Raw genomic sequence first — 20,182 nt, 5'->3', positions numbered from 1 at the left:
AATAGATTATGGATAAAACGAACTACAACAAAAACATAGATTTTGAAGAATTGATTCAACCTGAAATTTTAGACACAATATCTATGATTGAATTAAAAGCAGGAATTGCCCCCAATCAAGATTGTGAATGCGATCATGGTGCTTGCAATGGAGCAGGTACCACTTTGGTAAAATAAAACAACATTAAGGTCTTTAGTCTATTTTTTAGACTAAAGACCTTATTAATACAATAAGATATGAATTTAGAAGTATCAAGATATAACATATTCTTCGAACATAATGGGGTAAGGCTATTATATAATACAGAAACAAATGCTTTCATAAAGTTAGAGAATAAGTTATACAACAAATTAAATAGCAAACACGTTTGTCAAGATGACTTTGACAACCATACATTAGAATATTTGTTAAAATCTAAAATAATAATAGAAAAATCAACTATACATGATTATTATTATCAAAAGAAATTCCAATTCAACATGGAATGCTATTCCCAAAACACACTATCACTAACCATTTTACCTACGACAAATTGTAATTGTGATTGTCCATATTGTTTTGAACAAAATAAATCAACAAAAATGATGTCAGAAAACATTATTGACAACCTATTATCATTCATACACCAACATACAAATGCAAAAACATTAGATTTATGTTGGTACGGAGGAGAACCGCTAATGGGATTTAATGTAATAAAGAAAATATGGAGTAAGTTAGAAAAAGAAATTAAATTAGAGCTAAGAAATCATCAAATAATCACAAATGGATATTTAATCACAGACGAAGTTATCGATTTCTTTAATTTGCACCCTTTAACTGAAATTCAAATAACACTAGATGGGCGTAAAGAAATCCATGATAGCCGCCGTGTTTTAAAGGGTAGCCATAAAGGAACCTTTGATGTCATTTTGAACAATATTAAAAAGGTCAGCAAGGCATGGAGTAATACACATATAACAATTCGAGTCAATATAGATAATGAGAATAAAGAAGATTTTGTTTATATACGAAAGTTAATCGAAGAATGGAATTATAGCAATATCTATATTTATCCTGGTTTTATACGAAGTGAAGAAAACGAATGCATTGATAATAAATGCAAGGACCTTACTCACAAAAATATTCAAGATTTCTATTTTTCTCTGCCTCAAAAAGGAATTGATGTTTCTTTCTTTTATACACCGATAAACAGAGGATGCGTCATGAACGGACTGAATTGTTATTTAATTGGTCCGGAAGGAGAAATTTATAAATGTTGGAACGAAGTAGGAGACAAAACAAAAATAATAGGTAATATATGTAATGACAAAATAGTTAATTTACCCCTACTATCAAAATATATGTCAGCATCAAGTCTATTTGATGATGACATATGTAAAGAATGCAATTTATTCCCTATTTGTAGTGGAGGATGCCCCCGCCGTAGAGTTAACAATCTATTTTTTGGAGAAAAACATAATTTATGTTGCCTTTATAAAGATAATAATGCTTTAATATATGCGCTAAAAAACTATTACGACATATTGAAAAGTAAGAAAAATCTCCAAAAACCTATACCATTCAAATAATGCTACGATTCATCTATATATTATCAGGTCTATTTCTTTGTTTGATAACTATCAAATCACAGAATAAAGTAGAAATAGAAGGGAGTGTTTTTCTTGACAGGAACACGCCGGCTTCTTATGCCAACGTACTACTTTTAAACAATGACTCCAGTTTTATTTCTGGTAGTATTACTGATGAGCAAGGTCTGTTTCATCTTGAAACGGAAAAAGCAGGAACCTTTTTATTAAAGATCTCTTATTTAGGATACAATGATGTTTTCCAAAACATCAAAACAGAAGCAGGAATAATAACTTTAGGAAAGTTCTTTTTAGAAAGTTCTAATATCAATTTAACAGGAGTCACGGTTAATGCCAAGCGGGCAATCGCGACCATGAAAAATGGAAATACGCTGATTAATGTAAGCAACACATTACTAAACTCATTAGGCACCGCACAAGATGTATTGAAACATGTGCCGGGAGTCGTTTATGCAGATGATGAACTAAAAGTAATCGGAAAAGGGAACCCGGTTATTTATATCGACAATCACAAAGTATTGGATTTAACAGTTTTGGAACGGCTAAGTTCTTCCGATATAAAATCGATAGAGTTAATAACCATGCCGTCTGCCAAATACGATGCAGAAAACAGAGCAGTCCTGAAAATCATTACAAACAAGAAAAATAATAATGGTTTTTCATTATATTCCTTATCCAGACTTAGGGAAGGATATTTCCTGAACAATATGGAAACTGTCAATATGAATTACACAAAGAATGGATTCAACATATTCTGTGACTACACACACAGTTACTACAAGACAAAACATACTGAATATACAGAGCAAACAAATATAGGTATGGATACTGTCAGTCTACAAAACAGCTACAAGCCCAATACAGAGAAATCGAACTGGCACATCATTAATGCAGGTTTCAATTATAATTTGAACGCGACAAGCTCTTTTGGTATGCGATATACATATGCACGTTCTCCTTTCCATTGGAACCTGTATGATGGAGAAACAATGATTTATGTGAATGATAAATTATATTCTTCTCTACAAAAAGATAATTATACGGATGCCACAAATATCCATCATTATATAAACGCTTTCTATCATGTAGATTTCAACCCACATTTTAAAATGCAGATAGATGCCGATTATATGAAAATACGCCATAAAGCACACTCGTATGTAATCGAACAGTCAGAAACGGACTCTTCCATTGTTGATATATACAGGCTAAGAGACAATTATTTAGCTGCCGGGAAATTGAATTTTGATTATGATTTACAGTCTGCGGGAAAACTGAATTTCGGAATGGATTATAGTCATATCGGAGCCAATGGCAGTTTCCAAAACCCTCAAAATATCGTAAACAGCAATGATTTCTTGAATATTGAAAACAAATATTCCCTTTTCGCCTCTTATGCTTTCACTCTTGTAAAAGCTCAAATTGAGGTCGGATTAAGATATGAAAATCTTAAAGCTACAAATTATGAACAGAATAAAGTTATTGCCAATAAATCGTATTCGGATTTATTCCCTTTCATCTCAATAAAGTATCCATACAAATCTATTCAATTAGGCATCAACTTCGCAGAACGTGTCAAACGTCCTTTTTTAAGTGATTTAAGTAATGATGTCAGTTACTACGACAAATACACTTATTGGTCCGGCAATCAATTATTATTACCCCAGAAAATTTATGATATCGATTTTTTTATGGGGTATCGCTTTCTACAGTTTAAGCTGAACTATCAGTATATAAAGGATTATATTATGGATAATAAGTCTACTTTGCCTTCATCCGTATTAGTCACTGTTACTAAGCCTGCAAATTTTCCGGATTATCAACTTCTGGGAGCTACTATCATATTGGAAAAAGACTGGGGACGCTGGAAAGGGGAATTAACCGGAAGCATATATAAGCCCTTTTTGACAGTTCCCGGACTTAACGGAGATTTCCATTACAACAAGCCTTATGGCACTGTCATTTGTAACAATACTTTTAATTTTCCATTGGATATTGTTGCAAACCTCGATATGGCATATTATTCAGGAGGAAGCATGGATAATGAGAACTATAAGCCTAAAGGCAAAATAGATATTGGAATAAGAAAGTCGTTTGACAAAAAGGGGGTGACAATTTCATTACAAGGAACAGATTTATTCAAATGGATGAATTCACGTCGCTATGGTGGAATAAACAATATTCAGTACTTTGTAAAATCAATCAGGGATTCACGTTCTATTTCACTCACATTGACATGGAAATTTAATAATTATAAGAAAAACTACAATGGAAAATCTGCTGCGGAAGATGAGGCAGGTCGACTATAAATGAAAAGAATATACAAAATCCACATATACAGCAACCTGAGGTAATAGAATGCAGCTATCTGCAACAAGTCTTCCTCTTCTTTCAGAATAACAGTTATTTCCACTCCGTCATCCGAATATTTCAAAGTATTTTCCATCAGGTTTCGTAAAATGTTCCAAACAGACAACATCGGTAGTGATAAAAGAAACCGTTGTCTGTGTATAAACCAAAATGGTAAACACTAAATTCAAAGGTGCCTTCAAATCATGAATGGCACGATATACTGCACTTTCACGCTCTTCCAATTGTTTGCAGGTACGCCGGATAACTACAAACTGGAGGTAGAGACAGTAAACAAGAAGTACAGCCATCAAACAGAATACAATCAAAATAAAAAACAATTTTGCTAATACCTGTTTCGGTAAAATTTGTATTTGAGCTTGTACAAACATCAGTCCTTTCGCCCCGACAGGTCTCATCTCTGCCATACAAGTTGGAAAAAACGGATAAAATTTCTATCCGATCTTTTCTGAACTACTTGCTCCCCATTATATAATGTTATAAAAGAACGAAGATAAGACAAACTCTCCTTTTGCAAGCGTTCCTGAAAAATGCTGTCAAGAGCAGACAAACGAATGAGATTTGTGAATAAATATTTATTCTGAAGTGTTTGAGTAAAAATTTCAGGCAATGTTTCTCCCAAATTGTCTTTACGTGCTCGATTTAAAGTAATTGTATCTCCTTTTAACTTTGCCCGTTCTTCTGAAATCATATCCTTAGCTGACTTAATAATCCATTTAGAATTATTCGTCTTTTTATATAGTCCACCCAAACGTATATTAACTTCTTCCTGAATAGAATAAGTAAAAATTAAGCCTGTTTTCACTTGTACTTCTTACTGTAAATTAGCATACTCAACATAAAGCCAAAATCCCTGTAAACATAATAAAGTAATTATAGCGACTGAAAATATCAATATTGATTTTTCATAAGAGCCACTTTTTACAAGATAAAAATAGACATATTTTAGGTTTATGAGGTAAATATGAGATTATTATTATGTAACATCTGATTTTTTTAGTATAATATTGTATCCAGAATCAAATAACAAAAGAATTATGCATACTAAAAATTTAGAAATTCTTCCGATAGAAGAATTAACTCTTATCAAAGGAGGACGCTGGATATACGATAGCATGTTAGACGAATAGTTTTAGGTTGAAACTGAAGATTTAGATATTGAGAAAGATTGAAATAGAGATATGAAGAGTATCGAAATATAACAATCTAACAAATTAAAGATATATAACATTATCATGTTTTGCAAAACATATTTTCCAAGACACTAAATAATAAATTTATTAACTAAAAAAATCAGAACATCATGAAAAAGCAATTAAACGATTTAGTTCTTTTAGAAAATGAAAAGCTGGACACAAATCTATTAAGTATGGTGAAAGCTGGTAATGCACCAGGAAACTGTGGCTGTGGAGAAGCTAACAGTAACAAAAACAAAGACAAAGAAGGCGATTGTACTTGTGGTAGCGGCAATAATAATGTCAGCATTATACCTTCAGGAACAGATTTGGTATTTGGATAATATTTTAATCATCTTTTCTCGCAACTAAAAAAAGTTGCGAGAAAATTATTTTTTTATTATGAAAAAATCAATTTCCAAATATGCTTACTTGTTTAGTAATGAAAGCAATGATAAGCATCTAATTTACGTATCCAAGAATAATAGTTTCTATCAGATATCCATATCCTTGTTCAATACACTTCTTAAGTTCAAGGAAACAAGAGATATTTCACTATTAAAGAGTATAGATAAGCAATTACTTCTTTCATTAGAGAAAAGTTATATAATTGTTTCAGAAAATGACGATGATGATTTTTTACAACAAATGAGGTTAGAGAATAATATTCAAGCATATTCTCAGAACACACTTTCTTTAGTAATCGCACCTACAACAAGCTGTAATTTTGAATGCCCATATTGCTTTGAAGAAAATAAAACATATAAAAAAATGTCTGATAAGACAATAGAATACTTACTTTGTTTTATTAAATCTCATGAACAGGCAAAAAAAATAAATCTGGTATGGTATGGAGGAGAGCCACTACTCGCTTTTGATGTTATACAAAAAATTATATCCCGCATAAAAGAAGAGTTGCCAATCACACTCAATGTCCATAATATCATTACAAACGGTTACAATTTAGACCAAACTGTCATTGATTTTTTCAAAAAACACCCATTAAACAGTATTCAAATCACATTAGATGGAAAAAAAGACAGACATGATACAATCAGAAAAGTTAGGGGATCACATGCTGGCTCTTACGACAGATTAATAAAAAACATCGATTTGATTTTACATGAGCTTCCAGATACATTATTATCCTTAAGAATTAACTTAGACCAAAACAATAAAAATGATTTTGTTGATATTTATAAAGAATTAAAAAACAAGTGGAAAGGGTTCAATCTTGAAATTTATCCCGGAATATTGAGAATAGACAATGAAGAACGTAATTGTTTATCTTGCATTGCTATGTCTCATAGCGATATTAGAAACTTGTATTATGAATTAAATGATAATGATGGCCTAAAAGTTGATTTTTATCCTCGCTTACATTCAAAGACGTGTACTGCGACAGGATTAAACTCTTATGTTATAGGACCTGAAGGTGAAATATACAAATGTTGGAACGATGTCAGTAACCATGATAAGATTGTGGGTTACATTAATCAAAATGAATTTACCAATAGCAAATTATATACTCGCTATATGATTGCATGTAATTGTTTTAATGATCCTAAATGCTTAGAATGCTTTTTCCTTCCTTTATGTATGGGAGGATGTGCCTGGTCTAAATTAAGAAATCTTTACGAAGATGGGAAATATGACCTCTGCTCCTTATATAAGGATGAAAATGCGCTAAAAAAATGTTTACTGCTACATTACAAATCAATAAACAAGAAAAAAGATGAAGATTAGCCGATTATTACTTCTATTTATTATCTGTTGTTTGGATGTTAATGCCCAGCAAATTGAAGGATTTGTTTACGATGAACACAATAATCCTTTAAGCTATGCAAATGTACTGCTATGCAATAAAAAAGATACCACATTTATTTTAGGATGTGTAAGTAATGAAGAAGGGCGCTTTACATTATCCCCTCCTGAACCAAATAATTACATATTGAAAATATCATACATCGGTTATAATGATTTATACTATTTGTATAAGAATAAAACACCGATTAAGATAAATATGTCTATGAGCTCACAAGAAATCAGAAATGTTATAATAAAGGCGAAGCGACCGACTTACCAAATGAAAGGCTCTACGTTAGTTACAAATGTTCAAAATTCATTATTGCAGGATATTGGAACAGCAAACGATCTACTAAGGCGTATACCTGGAGTGTTAGGTTCCGAAGGAGATTTCCAGGTCTTTGGCAAAGGAGCCCCTGAAATTTACATAAATAATCGCTTAGTCAGAGACAATTCGGAGTTGTCTCAACTAAGCGCAAAAGATATTGCTCAAGTTGAATTATTATTGAATCCGGGGGCTGAATATGACGCATCCATAAAATCCGTATTGAAAATTAAAACAATAAAGCCTCAGGGTGAAGGTTTCAGCGGTTACGCAAGCACATACGGTTCAAAAGGTTACCGCTACTCAGGATATGAACAATTGAACTTAAATTATCGTTATAAAGAGCTTGATGTTTTTGGTTCTGTCTCTTATCTTCATCGCCAAAAAAAGCAAAAACAAAATTCATCACAAAAATTATATCTTGATTCGATTTTCCACTCAGAGGATAACGACATTTTAATTAACAAAAATCAAAATCTGAGTACACAAGTAGGCGTTAATTACAACTTTTTGCAAAATCATCATATTGGAATACGTTATGACTATTCAAAAACTCCCGGTAAACATAATATGGAAACGGTCTCCAAATATTGGGGGGATCAAATCTTAATCGATGATTTAAACACCTCCAGTATTCAAGATGTAAAAGGAAATAGACATAAGATAAATATGTATTACAATTCATTTTTGAACAAAAAATGGACTATTGATTTCAACATGGACTATATAAATGGAAATAATGAACGAGATCAATTTGTCAAAGAATCCAGTATTATCAATAATAACAGAGATATCAATACAATAAATAAAACAACAGACTGGCTATATGCATATAAAATCGTAGGAGGATATAAAGTAAACATCTTTAATCTAAAAATAGGAAATGAGTTGAGTCTTATTGAAAGAAAAAATATTTTTATTAATACAGAAAACATTCTTCCAAGCCAAAACAGTTATATAAAAGATCGCAAATTGGCTACTTTTTTTAATATAAGCGCTAATATAAAAGATTTTAATATTGATTTTGGAATACGTTATGAAAATATATCCTATACATATTTTGAAAACAATTTTTACATGCCTGATCAAAGCCGGATATACAACCATATATACCCCTATTTTTCAGCATCATACAATAAAAATGATTTTAGAATTTCACTTAGCTACTCAGAGACAACAAAACGTCCTTATTTTTATCAGTTAAGAAGTGATATTCAATACAACAATCGTTTTTCGTATGAAACAGGAAATCCGGCATTACAGCCTCAATTAGATCGTAATGCGGGTTTATATATTGGATATAAAGATTTTGTAATAGCTGCTAACTACTCAAATATTAAGGATTACATTGCACTTAGCATTACTCCATATCCAAAAGACAATAGAATTATCCTATTTTCAGTAAATAATTATCCTAAATTTCAATCTTTAAATTGGATGTTTAATTATTCTCCCAAATGGGGTATTTGGGAACCTTCTTTTTCCATCTACCTAAACAAGCCTTATTTTTCAATGTATAGAAACAAGCAAAAAGAGTCTTTTAACAAGATGGGATGGACTTTTTATTGGGAAAATTTACTAAATCTACCACATGGCTTCATTTTATCCGTAGATATGAATTATGCAACCTCCTGTAATTGGAATGTATACTATACAAAGTCTTCTGGTAGCATTGATTTTAGCATACAAAAATTTTTTCTTCAGAAAAAGCTTAATATCAAATTACAAGTATTTGACATTTTAGCAACTCAAAAAAGCTCTACAATATTATATGGCGAAGAATCTGATTTCACAAAGTGGAATTATAATGACACCAGACAAGTTCGTTTGACATTAACTTATCGTTTTAATTCCACTCGCTCAAAATATAAAGGCACAAGTGCAGCTAAAGAAGAAATAAACAGGTTATAATGCAAAATCCCTTTCCACATATACAGCAACCCGACGCAATGGAATGCGGAGCTACCTGCCTTCGCATGGTTGCGAAATACTATGGTAAAGAATACACCGCCGAGACCATGCAACAGCTTTGCCTGGTTACTCGTGAAGGTGTTTCTTTACTTAGTGTCAGCGATGCCGCGGAATATTTAGGTTTTCGTACCGTATGCGGGCGAATTGCATTGGATAAAGTGATCGAACAAAAACCTTTCCCCTGTATCCTTCATTGGAACCAGGAACATTTTGTGGTATTATATAACGTGAAGACCAAACGAAACGGAGAACATATTTTTTATATCGCCGACCCGGGTAAGAACCTTCTTCAAGTAAATGAGGACACATTTCGCAACGCATGGATTAGTACCCGTACACATGGTGAAGAAAAAGGAGTCCTTATGATGCTGCAACCCACACCGGCTTTCTATGAAAAAAAAGACGAACGGCAAAAGATGGAGAAGCCTATACGCTTCTTATGGAGCTATATCCAACCATACAAACGTTTTTTTGTACAACTATTGCTCGGACTGGCGTTAGGCAGTATTCTACAATTGATTTTCCCTTTCCTGACACAGGCTATTGTGGATAAAGGGATTGCCGGCAAAAACCTGAACCTGATTTACCTGATTCTGATTGGACAGTTGATGCTGGTACTGAGCCGGGCTTCGGTAGATTTTATCCGGCGTTGGATATTGTTGCATATCAGTACACGGGTGAATATTTCGCTACTTTCGGATTTCCTGATTAAGCTGATGCGGTTGCCGATGGCATTCTTCGATACGAAGATGGTTGGGGATTTATTACAACGGATTAACGACCATGAGCGGGTGGAGCGGTTTCTTACAGCACAAACATTGACCGTACTTTTTTCGGCATTCAGTTTCGTTGTATTCGGTGGGGTATTGCTGTATTATAACCTGATTATCTTTCTGATTTTCTTTTTCGGAAGCGCCTTATATGCTGCCTGGGTGTTTCTCTTCCTGAAAAAACGGCGCCTGCTGGATTATACCTATTTTGAACAACGCGCACGGAATCAAAGTAAAACAATGCAGATGCTGAACGGAATGCAGGAAATTAAGTTGCAAAATTGCGAACGCCGCCGCCGGTGGGAATGGGAAGATATACAGGCCGACCTATTCCAGACAAACATCGCAGCCATGAAATTGCAACAAAGCCAGGAAGCCGGCAGCATCCTGATTAATGAAGTAAAGAATATTGTAATTACGATTGTTGCTGCAACTTCCGTCATTAGCGGAAGCCTTTCTCTGGGTATGATGCTGGCAATCCAATATATCATCGGGCAGTTGAGCGCTCCGGTCGAACAGTTCGTACAGTTTATTTACGGTTGGCAGGATGTGCAAATCAGCTTGGAACGCATGAGCGAGATACGGCAACGTGAAGAAGAGGAATCTACCGAACGCCAGATTACAGGTTTCAATGGGAACCAACGGGATATCGAATTAAAACATGTCACTTTCCAATACGAAGGCATTCATTCCCCGAAAGTACTGGATGATGTCAGTTTAAAGATACCGAAAGGTAAAATCACGGCTATTGTCGGGACAAGCGGCAGTGGAAAAACCACATTAATCAAGTTGTTGCTGGGCTATTATAAACCGGCAGACGGACTGATAACTGTCGGCAACAATGATTTGCAGGCATTCAGTCTCCGTTGGTGGCGCGAACAATGCGGGGCTGTAATGCAGGACGGTTATATCTTTTCCGAATCAATTGCCCGCAACATAGCTGTAGACGATGAAGAAATAGACAAGGCACGCCTGTTATTGGCTGCACGAATTGCGAATATTGAAGAGTTTATCGAACGCTTGCCTTTAAAATATAATACGGTAATCGGTCCGGATGGCCAGGGTGTAAGCCAGGGGCAGCGGCAACGTATCCTGATCGCCCGGGCTGTTTACAAAAATCCGTCTTTCCTGTACTTCGACGAGGCGACCAATTCATTGGATGCCAACAACGAACGTGCCATAGTGGAAAATCTGGCGGATTTCTACCGGGGCAAAACCGTTATTATTGTGGCACACCGCCTTAGTACCGTACGCAATGCCGACCAAATTGTAGTATTGGAGAAAGGATGTATTCAGGAAGTGGGCACACATGAAGCATTGATAGAACAAAAAGGCGCTTATTTCAATCTGGTACGGAACCAATTGGAATTAGGGAGTTGAACTATACTAAAAACCGTTTATTCATTAAATAATCAGGCACTACTTATGAAATACGACGAGATGAAACAACAGGCTTCCGACGAACAGGACCGGATAGAACTCCGCAGTGAAAAAGTACGCAATATAATCGGACAGATGCCTCCTTTCCTTATCCGTTGGGGCAATACCATCCTGCTCATAATTTTCATACTCTTGCTTGCCGCAGGCTATTTCTTTTATTGCTAAACGCACATGCTCACCTATAAAACAATTGTTCCCATTGATACGCATCTGGTTATTATGCAAATACGTTACGAAGGTTACAAAAATGACAATACCCACCAGAATGGCTTCGGATATTATTACCTGGATGAAGATCAGAAAACAGCTCTGTATCAGCAAATAGCGAATGAATTAAAATAAATAGTCTAAAGGGAAGATATCTTTTTTACTTTATTTTTTAGCAAAGATATTGCATATTTCAAAAAGTTCCTCTACTTTTGCAGTGCAATTTCAGAGAGGTTCTAAAATAAAGCTTCAAACTGAAAGATATATTCTTCCTTAGCTCAGTTGGTTAGAGCATCTGACTGTTAATCAGAGGGTCCTTGGTTCAAGTCCAAGAGGAAGAGCAAAAAGACATCGGGAAAGACTGAAAGACATATTTTCTTCCTTAGCTCAGTTGGTTAGAGCATCTGACTGTTAATCAGAGGGTCCTTGGTTCAAGTCCAAGAGGAAGAGCGAACAATAGAAGTAGAGAGGTATCATCAAATGGTATCTCTTTTTTTTTGAAATAACACTCTCTAATATAAATTCTTTGTATGAAAACAAACATGATTTATTTACGATGGATGCTGGTCTTACTGGCAACCTTCCACTGTGCCAATGTTTCCGCACAATGGAAAGTCGGCGTTCAAGCCGGATACACACACAACAGCCTGTCGACAACATCCGGCTATGCCTACGATCGTAACTATGATTCCAAAGGAGGTTTTACCGTAGGTATACCGGTTCAATATGAATTCGTCGATTGGTTTGCACTACAAGCAGATTTATCTTACACACAAAAGAACTACTTTTCCTACCGGAGCCATCAGTACCGGGATATCAACAGTGAGACAAAAAACGGATTCATGCAATTACCGGTTTACGCTCATTTCTCATTCGGTGGCGAAAAACTTAGAGGTTTTGTAAATGCCGGAGCCTACGCCGGATATTGGGTTTCAAGCAAAACAAAAGGAAACCAAAACCAATATTTCTATAGTCTCATAGATCCGAATGCCACGGCTCCTTATCATTTCGATGAAAAAGTTCCCTTTGATTCCCGGCGGGATAACCGTTTCGACGGTGGTTTAATGATAGGACTCGGTTTGAAATATCAACTAACCCCACAAATCCAACTATTGGCAGAAGGACGTTATTATCGTGGACTGACTGATTTACAGAAAAACTATATGCTGAACCAGGTACATCGCTACAATGATACCTTTACCCTCCAGCTGGGCTGCATGTTCACACTGGGAGACTGGTGCAAAAAGAAATAAACTCACTATAAAAGTTCACATTAACATACAAGACAAATGAGACATTATAAAATATTATTGTTACTCTTCGTAACCTCCCTATTATACGCTTGCAGAGAAGATAATCCTGCAATCTTAAATCCTCAGGATCAAAAATCCCTGACGACCTGGGATGAGATCTTCGAATCTTTCTGGAATGGCATGAATTATAGTTACGCATTTTGGGATGTCGACCCTACTGACTGGGATAAGGTCTACAAAGAATACAAACCCCGCTTCGAAGCATTGGAAATGGAGAATAGCAAGGATTCGATCACAGCGACCGAGTTATTTACTGAAATTACAGAAAACCTCATCGACCATCATTATGCTCTTTTATTATATAAAACCGATCCCTCGTCCAAATCCGGTAAATCTGTCTGGTGGGGAATCAATCCGGGAGACAAAGAAATCAGAAAAAGAAAATATTACCATGATCCTTTTTCAATGGAGGAATTAGAAAATACAATTACGGCAAATATAAGAAAAGGTCGTATCAGAAATTTAAAATACGGAATATCAGAGGGGAGCAATGGCATGAGCACCTACTCCTATAATATAGACAACGGTATTATATATTTATATCTTAGTGCTTTCAATATCCAAACAAATTTAAATAACCGGAATATAAAAAACACTATCGAAAACTATTTGGAGTTAGTAGCCGAAACTCCAAATTTAAGAGGTATTATTATTGATACAAGAGGGAATGGAGGTGGATATCTGGCAGATATGAACCTGATTATTTCACCGCTAATCAGCAAAGAAGTTGTTGCCGGATATACTAAATCTAAAAACGGTATGGGAAGACTTGATTATACCCCCTGGTCCCCTGTCATCATTTATCCGAATCCGGACCTTAATATTGACAGGAACATCGACAATATACCTATCGTTGCATTAGCCGACATTAATTCTCTAAGCATGGGAGAAATGACCCCTATGGCTATCTGTGCCTTACCTAACGGATGCCTTATCGGAGAACGGACAGAAGGCGGGCATGGGCCGTTGAATAATAATTTCAATGACAACTATACCGGAACTTTTGAAAATAATGCGCTATATGTATATACTTCAACCTCTGTATTAAAAAATATAGATGGTAATATTTATGAGGGTGTCGGACTTACTCCGGATATAGAGGCTTTATATAATAAAGCTGAATTCCTCAGAGGCAACGATACCCAATTGGAGCGTGCCATACAATATATTAATACAGGAAAATAAGGACAGGTGTAGAGCAAACACTGTTTTCCTCTCACATTGCGACCCTGATAAAAAGCTTAACGACTTTGGTGGTTAAAATAACCAGCCGGGGTCGTTAAGCTTTTTTACTTTGGTTGGAACTATACCTGCTTACTCATAAACTATAGACCGCCCATTTCCTTTTAGCCGAGAACTAACTCTTAGCATACAATGAATCTCTTACACTTTCAAACGATTAAACAGACATTTTAAACTCCATAAATCCGGATTGGTCCATTTTTATCAAAAAAGCATATAAACAGCAACCAAAATGCCTTGTTTATTTGTTATACAAAAAAGATTATCCGACAACAATGTTTAGCCTTCCAATTAAAACAAACTATTTATGACCCTGATTATTGCTATTATTCCGGTTCTACTACTAATTGTGCTCATGGCCTTTTTCAAGATGCCCGGAGACAAGAGTAGTGTTATTTCGCTTATCGCCACTATGTTGATAGCCCTTTTCGGTTTTCATTTTGCAGCGAATGATTTGTTTTATTCTTTCCTGTACGGTACATTGAAAGCCATTTCCCCTATCCTGCTCATTATTCTGATGGCCATCTTCAGCTATAATGTTTTACTGAAGACGGAAAAGATGGAGATTATTAAACAACAGTTTTCTTCCATCTCCACAGATAAAAGTATTCAGGTTTTATTATTAACATGGGGCTTTGGAGGATTACTGGAAGCAATGGCGGGTTTTGGTACTGCGGTAGCTATTCCCGCAGCTATCCTTATCAGTTTAGGGTTCAAGCCTGTCTTTTCAGCAACAGTCAGCTTGATAGCCAACAGTGTACCTACGGCTTTCGGGGCGATTGGCACACCGGTGTTGGTTCTGGCTAAAGAGACGAATCTGGATGTCCAGGTGTTGAGTGCTAATACCGTATTACAACTCTCGGTATTGATGTTTTTAATTCCGCTTGTACTGCTCTTCCTGACTGACCCGAAAGTAAAATCATTACCTAAGAATCTTTTTTTAGCCTTATTAGTCGGAGGAGTATCATTAGCCAGCCAGTATCTTGCTGCCCGTTATATGGGTGCGGAATCTCCTGCCATCATCGGAAGCATTCTTTCTATTGCGGTAATTGTTGCTTATGGCAAACTGACTGCCGGCAAAGAAGAAAAAGCCCGGCAAAGTCATTTGAAAGGAAAAGATATTTTAAATGCATGGAGTATCTACTTGCTCATCCTGCTTTTAATTATTCTTACGAGCCCTCTATTTCCCGGATTGCGAACTACGCTGGTGAATAGCTGGGTAACACATATCAGTCTCCCGATTAAAGATTCGACGGTAAATTACACAATCTCATGGTTGACCCATGCCGGCGTATTGCTTTTCGTCGGAACGTTTATCGGCGGATTAATACAGGGAGCGAAAGTAAAAGAACTGTTTATCGTGCTTTGGAATACCGCCAAACAATTAAAAAAGACATTCGTTACAGTAATTTGTCTGGTCGGATTATCCACCATTATGGATATGGCAGGGATGATTTCCGTTATTGCTACTGCATTAGCAACCACCACTGGTAGTTTTTATCCGCTGTTTGCCCCGGTTATCGGTTGCCTCGGAACTTTTATCACCGGTAGCGATACCTCATCCAATATCCTTTTCGGGAAACTACAAGCCAGTGTTGCCGGACAAATACATGTAGACCCGAACTGGCTATCGGCAGCAAATACCGTCGGTGCTACGGGAGGAAAAATCATTTCCCCACAAAGTATTGCTATCGCTACCTCTGCAGGAAACCAACAGGGAAAAGAAGGCGAGATACTGAAAGCTGCTATCCCGTATGCCTTGGCGTATGTAATAATAGCCGGACTGATTGTCTATATTTTCAGCTAACCTTCGTGCCTGCATAGAATACAACTTAGCGCCTGCACTGAATTAAAAATATACTATCTTTGCAGCATGGGAAAGAATAAATTAGCAAAATTCGACGACATGGCGGGCTATCCGCATGTCTTTCAATATCCGTTTGCCGCATTACAGGAAAAAGGCTTTGAAATGAAAGGTCACTGGCATGAACAGTTCTTTAAAAATAATCACCCGATTGTTCTTGAGCTTGGGTGCGGGAAAGGAGAATATACGGTAGGACTGGGAAAATTGTTTCCCGGCAAAAACTTTATCGGTGTCGACATCAAAGGGGCACGTATGTGGACCGGTGCAAAAGAGTCACTGGAAGCAGGAATGACCAACGTTGCATTCCTCCGTACCAGTATCGAATTAATTTCCCATTTCTTTGCTCCTGGAGAAGTGGCTGAAATATGGATTACCTTCCCCGACCCGCAAATGAAAAAGGCAAGCAAACGTCTTACTTCCACCCGCTTTATGAAAATGTACCGCGAGATATTGAGTGGAGACGGCATCATCCATCTCAAAACAGACAGTAACTTTATGTACACCTATACTTGCGAGATGGTAAAAGCAAATAATTATCCGGTACTGTTCAGTACGGACGATTTATATCATTCGGGACTTACAGACGATATCCTTTCTATCCGCACCTACTATGAACAGCAATGGCTGGACCGGGGACTGAACATCAAATACATTAAGTTTGTTTGTGAAGAACGGGAAGAGTTGGTCGAACCGGATGTGGAAATAGAACTGGACCCTTACCGCAGTTTCAACCGGAGCAAGCGCAGTGCACTGGCTTCCGGCAAATAAAAAAGATTCATTCAAAATAATTTTATTATGGCAATATATCCTCAACTTATCATGGATGCACTTGCTAAGGTGCGTTACCCCGGAACCGGCAAAGACCTTGTCGAAATGGGCATGGTAGAAGACAATATCCGGATCGACGGCAACAAAGTGAGCTTTTCCCTTCTGTTTGAAAAGCCGAATGATCCGTTTATCAAATCCGTAGTGAAAGCTGCAGAAACAGCAATTCTCACTTACGTAGGACCGGAAGTGGAAATCAAAGGTAATATCGAAGTAATTTCACGTCAGGTAGCGCGTCCGGAGCCGGATAAACTACTGCCGGATGTAAAAAACATTATCGCCGTATCTTCCGGCAAAGGAGGTGTTGGTAAAAGTACGGTGGCAGCGAACCTTGCTGTAGCTTTGGCTTTACAGGGATACAAAGTGGGCTTGCTGGACGCAGATATATTCGGTCCGTCACAACCCAAAATGTTTCATGTGGAAGATGCCCGTCCTTATCTGGAAGAAATAGGCGGACGCGAGTTAATCCAGCCGGCAGAGAATTATGGCGTTAAACTATTATCCATCGGTTTCTTTGTGAATAAGGAAGATGCGGTTTTATGGCGTGGCGCTATGGCGAGCAATGCTTTGAAACAGCTCATAGCTGATGCAAACTGGGGCGATTTGGATTACTTCCTGATTGACCTGCCGCCGGGAACCAGCGATATTCATTTAACGATGGTCCAGACACTTGCCATCACAGGCGCTATTGTTGTCAGCACACCACAGGAAGTCGCCCTTGCCGATGCACGCAAAGGTATCAGTATGTTTATGGGCGAAAAGATAAATGTCCCGGTGCTTGGGCTTGTAGAAAACATGGCATGGTTCACTCCTGCCGAACTGCCGGAAAACAAATATTACCTGTTCGGGAAAGAAGGCGGCAAACGCCTGGCTGAAGAACTGGATATTCCTTTACTGGGACAAATCCCCATTGTACAAAGTATTTGCGAGGGAGGCGACACAGGTAAACCGGTAGCTCTTAATCCGGATTCAATTACCGGAGCAGCCTTCCAGGACCTTGCAGAAAATGTAGTGAAACAGATTGATTACCGCAACGAACATCTGGACCCGACCAAACGGGTGGTTGTTACGAAGAAATAAAAAAGATAATAACAAATATAGATTTAAAAGTAAGATAGCGCAGATATACAGGTTTGCGCCATCTTTCTTTTAAATCTATATCCATCTAAACCGGATACCGGCGCAAAAACGCTACCGTACGGTGTATCTCCGGATACATGATAATATCTTCATCAATAAAAGGGACTTCTTTCCGATAGGCTTTCAGGAACTTTTCAAGGACAGGCGAAGTCCGTGCCGGACGGCGAAATTCCAGACCTTGCGCGGCATTCATCAACTCGATAGCCAGAATATGATCCAGATTATCCATAATTTTGAATAGCTTGGTTGCAGCATTCGCTCCCATGCTCACATGGTCTTCCTGCCCATTGCTCGACACAATCGAATCGCTGCTGGCGGCAAAACAGTACATCTTATTCTGGTTCACCATGCTGGCGGCTGCATACTGAGGTATCATAAAGCCGGAGTTCAATCCCGGATTCGCCACCAGAAACTCGGGAAGCCCGCGAAGTCCCATAATCAATTGCGCAACACGCCTCTCGGAAATATTGCCCAGTTCGGCTAAAGCTATCGCAAGGAAATCATAGGAAATGGCGAGTGGCTGTCCGTGGAAATTACCTCCGGATATTATTTTATCCTCATCCGGGAATATTGTGGGATTGTCGGTAACTGAATTGATTTCCGTAAGCAACACACCCGAAACATACCGGATGGCATCCTTTGTCGCCCCATGTACCTGAGGAATACAGCGGAAAGAATAGGGGTCCTGCACATGCGCCTTTTTCCGGTTTATCAGTTCGCTGCCTTCCAGTATTTCACGGAAAGCTTTACCCGTCTCAATCTGTCCGGGATGGGGACGCATTTGCTGGATACAATCCATAAACGGATCGATACGCCCGTCAAAAGCCTCCAGGGAAAGAGCTGCTATTAAATCCGCACGCTTGGATATCTGGAAAGCACGCATCAAAGCAAAGACGCCGTTTGCACTCATAAACTGTGTCCCATTCAGCAAAGCAAGTCCTTCCTTACTTTTTAACCTCACAGGTTTCCATGCAAATTCATCCAGCACGGCAATAGCTTCCCGCTTCTTTCCTTTATAATACACATCGCCCACTCCGATAAGCGGAAGGAAAAGATTTGCCAATGGAGCCAGGTCGCCCGATGCACCGAGAGAGCCTCGGTCGTAGACTATCGGCAATACATCATTATTGAAAAAGTCCAGAATACGTTGTACGGTAATCACCTGAACGCCACTATATCCCAAAGAAAGGGCATGCGCCTTCAATAACATCATCAGGCGAACAATCACGGGACTTACTTCATCCCCGATACTGCAAGCATGGCTCTTCACCAGATTTTCCTGCAATACACAGAGTTCATCCGGCGAAATATTCTTGTTGCATAAAGAACCGAAACCTGTGGTTATACCATAGAGCGGTTCGTTCTGTTGTTCGATTTTCCGGTCCAGATAATCACGACAACGCTGGATGCGTTCTTTCACCTCCTGCGTCATCTCCAGCTTCATATTGCCTGTAAGAATCCGTTCTATATTCTCAAAGGAAAGCGGTTCCGAACCTATATAATGGACATTGCTCATACTTATAATACGGTTTTAACCCAATCCAGTAACTTTTGTTCGATGCGTATGGCTTCACTTTCCAGGAAATCAGCCTTGGTCTTCAGTTTATCGACAAACTTTTCATCCTTAATGGAAGAAAGATTGATACGTACATTCAGCAACGCTCCCAATACGCAGGTCCGTGCTGCCATCATGGCTACACAAGCATCGGTAACTGCATTCTGGTTCCCTTTATGGGCGACATAAATAATCGTTTCCATTACGGAAGCAACCTCTTCCGCCACTTCCATCGGGACTAAAGCGGCTTCTTTTGTGGCATCCTGTATCACACGGGCACGTTCCTCCTTTTCCTCTTCCGTATCCTTCGGTAATTTAAATGCGGCAAAAACCCGGTCGTAAGCTTCACTGTCGCGGTCTATATCACGAATCAGGCGCTCGCGGATTAAAGCAGCCTCGGTTGCTATCACTTTCATTTGGCCTTCGACTTCGGCATATTTCTTTTTACCGATTGTAAGGTTTGCCACCATTTCAGTCAGCGCGGTTGCTATCGCGCCGTTGAGAGCTGAAATACTTCCTCCTCCGGGTACTGGGGCGCTACCGGCTGTTTCGGCTAAAAAGCCTTTGATTGTCAAGTCTGCAAGCATAGT

At 37.9% G+C, this 20,182-nt stretch carries 18 protein-coding genes and 2 tRNA genes; 16 read left to right on the top strand and 4 right to left on the bottom strand.

The features are described 5' to 3' along the window. Positions 1–8 precede the first annotated feature (8 nt). Genes ACGE0T_RS01120 through ACGE0T_RS01110 form a run of 3 tightly spaced genes read left to right on the top strand, consistent with a single transcriptional unit; the run spans position 9 to position 3,898 of the window. Entirely contained in the window at positions 9–176 is a 168-nt protein-coding gene (locus ACGE0T_RS01120) for a hypothetical protein (protein ID WP_459188730.1), read from the top strand. 60 nt (positions 177–236) lie between these two features. Next, entirely contained in the window at positions 237–1,571 is a 1,335-nt protein-coding gene (locus ACGE0T_RS01115) for a radical SAM protein (RefSeq protein ID WP_459188729.1), read from the top strand. After that, entirely contained in the window at positions 1,571–3,898 is a 2,328-nt protein-coding gene (locus ACGE0T_RS01110; protein ID WP_459188728.1) for an outer membrane beta-barrel protein, read from the top strand. The genes ACGE0T_RS01115 and ACGE0T_RS01110 overlap by 1 nt, the downstream gene beginning before the upstream one ends. Positions 3,899–4,006: 108 nt before the next feature. On the opposite strand, the gene ACGE0T_RS01105 is transcribed toward ACGE0T_RS01110, so the two are convergent. Together ACGE0T_RS01105 and ACGE0T_RS01100 are read right to left on the bottom strand one after the other, a co-directional pair. Beyond that, a complete protein-coding gene (locus tag ACGE0T_RS01105; protein ID WP_459188727.1) occupies positions 4,007–4,366 on the bottom strand; it encodes a hypothetical protein in 360 nt (119 codons plus the stop codon). Next, on the bottom strand, positions 4,354–4,764 hold the full coding sequence (locus ACGE0T_RS01100; RefSeq protein ID WP_459188726.1) for a hypothetical protein: 411 nt from the start codon (positions 4,762–4,764) through the stop codon (positions 4,354–4,356). Before ACGE0T_RS01100 ends, ACGE0T_RS01105 begins: the two co-directional genes overlap by 13 nt. A gap of 498 nt (positions 4,765–5,262) precedes the next feature. Between ACGE0T_RS01100 and ACGE0T_RS01095 the strand changes: the two genes are divergently transcribed. The 13 genes from ACGE0T_RS01095 to ACGE0T_RS01035 all read left to right on the top strand — a co-directional run bounded on the left by ACGE0T_RS01095 (position 5,263) and on the right by ACGE0T_RS01035 (position 17,977). After that, positions 5,263–5,478, top strand: coding sequence for a hypothetical protein (locus tag ACGE0T_RS01095; protein WP_459188725.1), 216 nt, complete (start codon positions 5,263–5,265; stop codon positions 5,476–5,478). 58 nt (positions 5,479–5,536) lie between these two features. After that, positions 5,537–6,880 (top strand): radical SAM protein, encoded by a 1,344-nt coding sequence (locus ACGE0T_RS01090; RefSeq protein WP_459188724.1) that lies wholly within the window; start codon positions 5,537–5,539, stop codon positions 6,878–6,880. Then, on the top strand, positions 6,870–9,176 hold the full coding sequence (locus ACGE0T_RS01085) for an outer membrane beta-barrel protein (protein WP_459188723.1): 2,307 nt from the start codon (positions 6,870–6,872) through the stop codon (positions 9,174–9,176). The genes ACGE0T_RS01090 and ACGE0T_RS01085 overlap by 11 nt, the downstream gene beginning before the upstream one ends. Further along, complete coding sequence (locus tag ACGE0T_RS01080) at positions 9,176–11,386, top strand: peptidase domain-containing ABC transporter (protein WP_459188722.1); 2,211 nt, start codon at positions 9,176–9,178, stop codon at positions 11,384–11,386. The genes ACGE0T_RS01085 and ACGE0T_RS01080 overlap by 1 nt, the downstream gene beginning before the upstream one ends. Positions 11,387–11,431: 45 nt before the next feature. Continuing rightward, on the top strand, positions 11,432–11,611 hold the full coding sequence (locus ACGE0T_RS01075) for a hypothetical protein (RefSeq protein ID WP_459188721.1): 180 nt from the start codon (positions 11,432–11,434) through the stop codon (positions 11,609–11,611). Positions 11,612–11,617: 6 nt separating this feature from the next. Further along, positions 11,618–11,788 (top strand): hypothetical protein, encoded by a 171-nt coding sequence (locus ACGE0T_RS01070; RefSeq protein WP_459188720.1) that lies wholly within the window; start codon positions 11,618–11,620, stop codon positions 11,786–11,788. A gap of 132 nt (positions 11,789–11,920) precedes the next feature. Next, a tRNA-Asn gene (locus ACGE0T_RS01065) sits at positions 11,921–11,994 on the top strand. A 35-nt stretch (positions 11,995–12,029) separates the two neighbouring features. Then, positions 12,030–12,103, top strand: a tRNA-Asn gene (locus tag ACGE0T_RS01060). Between the two features lie 80 nt (positions 12,104–12,183). Further along, positions 12,184–12,906, top strand: coding sequence for a porin family protein (locus ACGE0T_RS01055; RefSeq protein WP_459188719.1), 723 nt, complete (start codon positions 12,184–12,186; stop codon positions 12,904–12,906). A gap of 36 nt (positions 12,907–12,942) precedes the next feature. Further along, entirely contained in the window at positions 12,943–14,151 is a 1,209-nt protein-coding gene (locus ACGE0T_RS01050) for a S41 family peptidase (RefSeq protein WP_459188718.1), read from the top strand. A gap of 364 nt (positions 14,152–14,515) precedes the next feature. Next, the gene (locus tag ACGE0T_RS01045) at positions 14,516–16,015 is read left to right on the top strand and encodes an L-lactate permease (RefSeq protein WP_459188717.1); all 1,500 of its coding nucleotides are present in this window, start codon (positions 14,516–14,518) and stop codon (positions 16,013–16,015) included. 66 nt (positions 16,016–16,081) lie between these two features. Beyond that, positions 16,082–16,840, top strand: coding sequence for a tRNA (guanosine(46)-N7)-methyltransferase TrmB (gene trmB, locus ACGE0T_RS01040; protein WP_459188716.1), 759 nt, complete (start codon positions 16,082–16,084; stop codon positions 16,838–16,840). A 27-nt stretch (positions 16,841–16,867) separates the two neighbouring features. Next, positions 16,868–17,977: an Mrp/NBP35 family ATP-binding protein gene (locus tag ACGE0T_RS01035; protein WP_459188715.1), complete on the top strand. Its 1,110-nt coding sequence runs from the start codon at positions 16,868–16,870 to the stop codon at positions 17,975–17,977. Between the two features lie 85 nt (positions 17,978–18,062). Here ACGE0T_RS01035 and hutH read toward each other — a convergent pair whose 3' ends face one another. Next, complete coding sequence (gene hutH, locus ACGE0T_RS01030) at positions 18,063–19,553, bottom strand: histidine ammonia-lyase (protein ID WP_459188714.1); 1,491 nt, start codon at positions 19,551–19,553, stop codon at positions 18,063–18,065. A gap of 2 nt (positions 19,554–19,555) precedes the next feature. Continuing rightward, positions 19,556–20,179: a cyclodeaminase/cyclohydrolase family protein gene (locus ACGE0T_RS01025; RefSeq protein ID WP_459188713.1), complete on the bottom strand. Its 624-nt coding sequence runs from the start codon at positions 20,177–20,179 to the stop codon at positions 19,556–19,558. Between the last annotated feature and the right edge of the window lie 3 nt (positions 20,180–20,182).

The organism is Parabacteroides sp. APC149_11_2_Y6 (genome assembly GCF_054506995.1).
The sequence above is the reverse complement of the archived record's forward strand: the minus strand, read 5'-3'. Positions and strand labels throughout refer to the sequence as shown.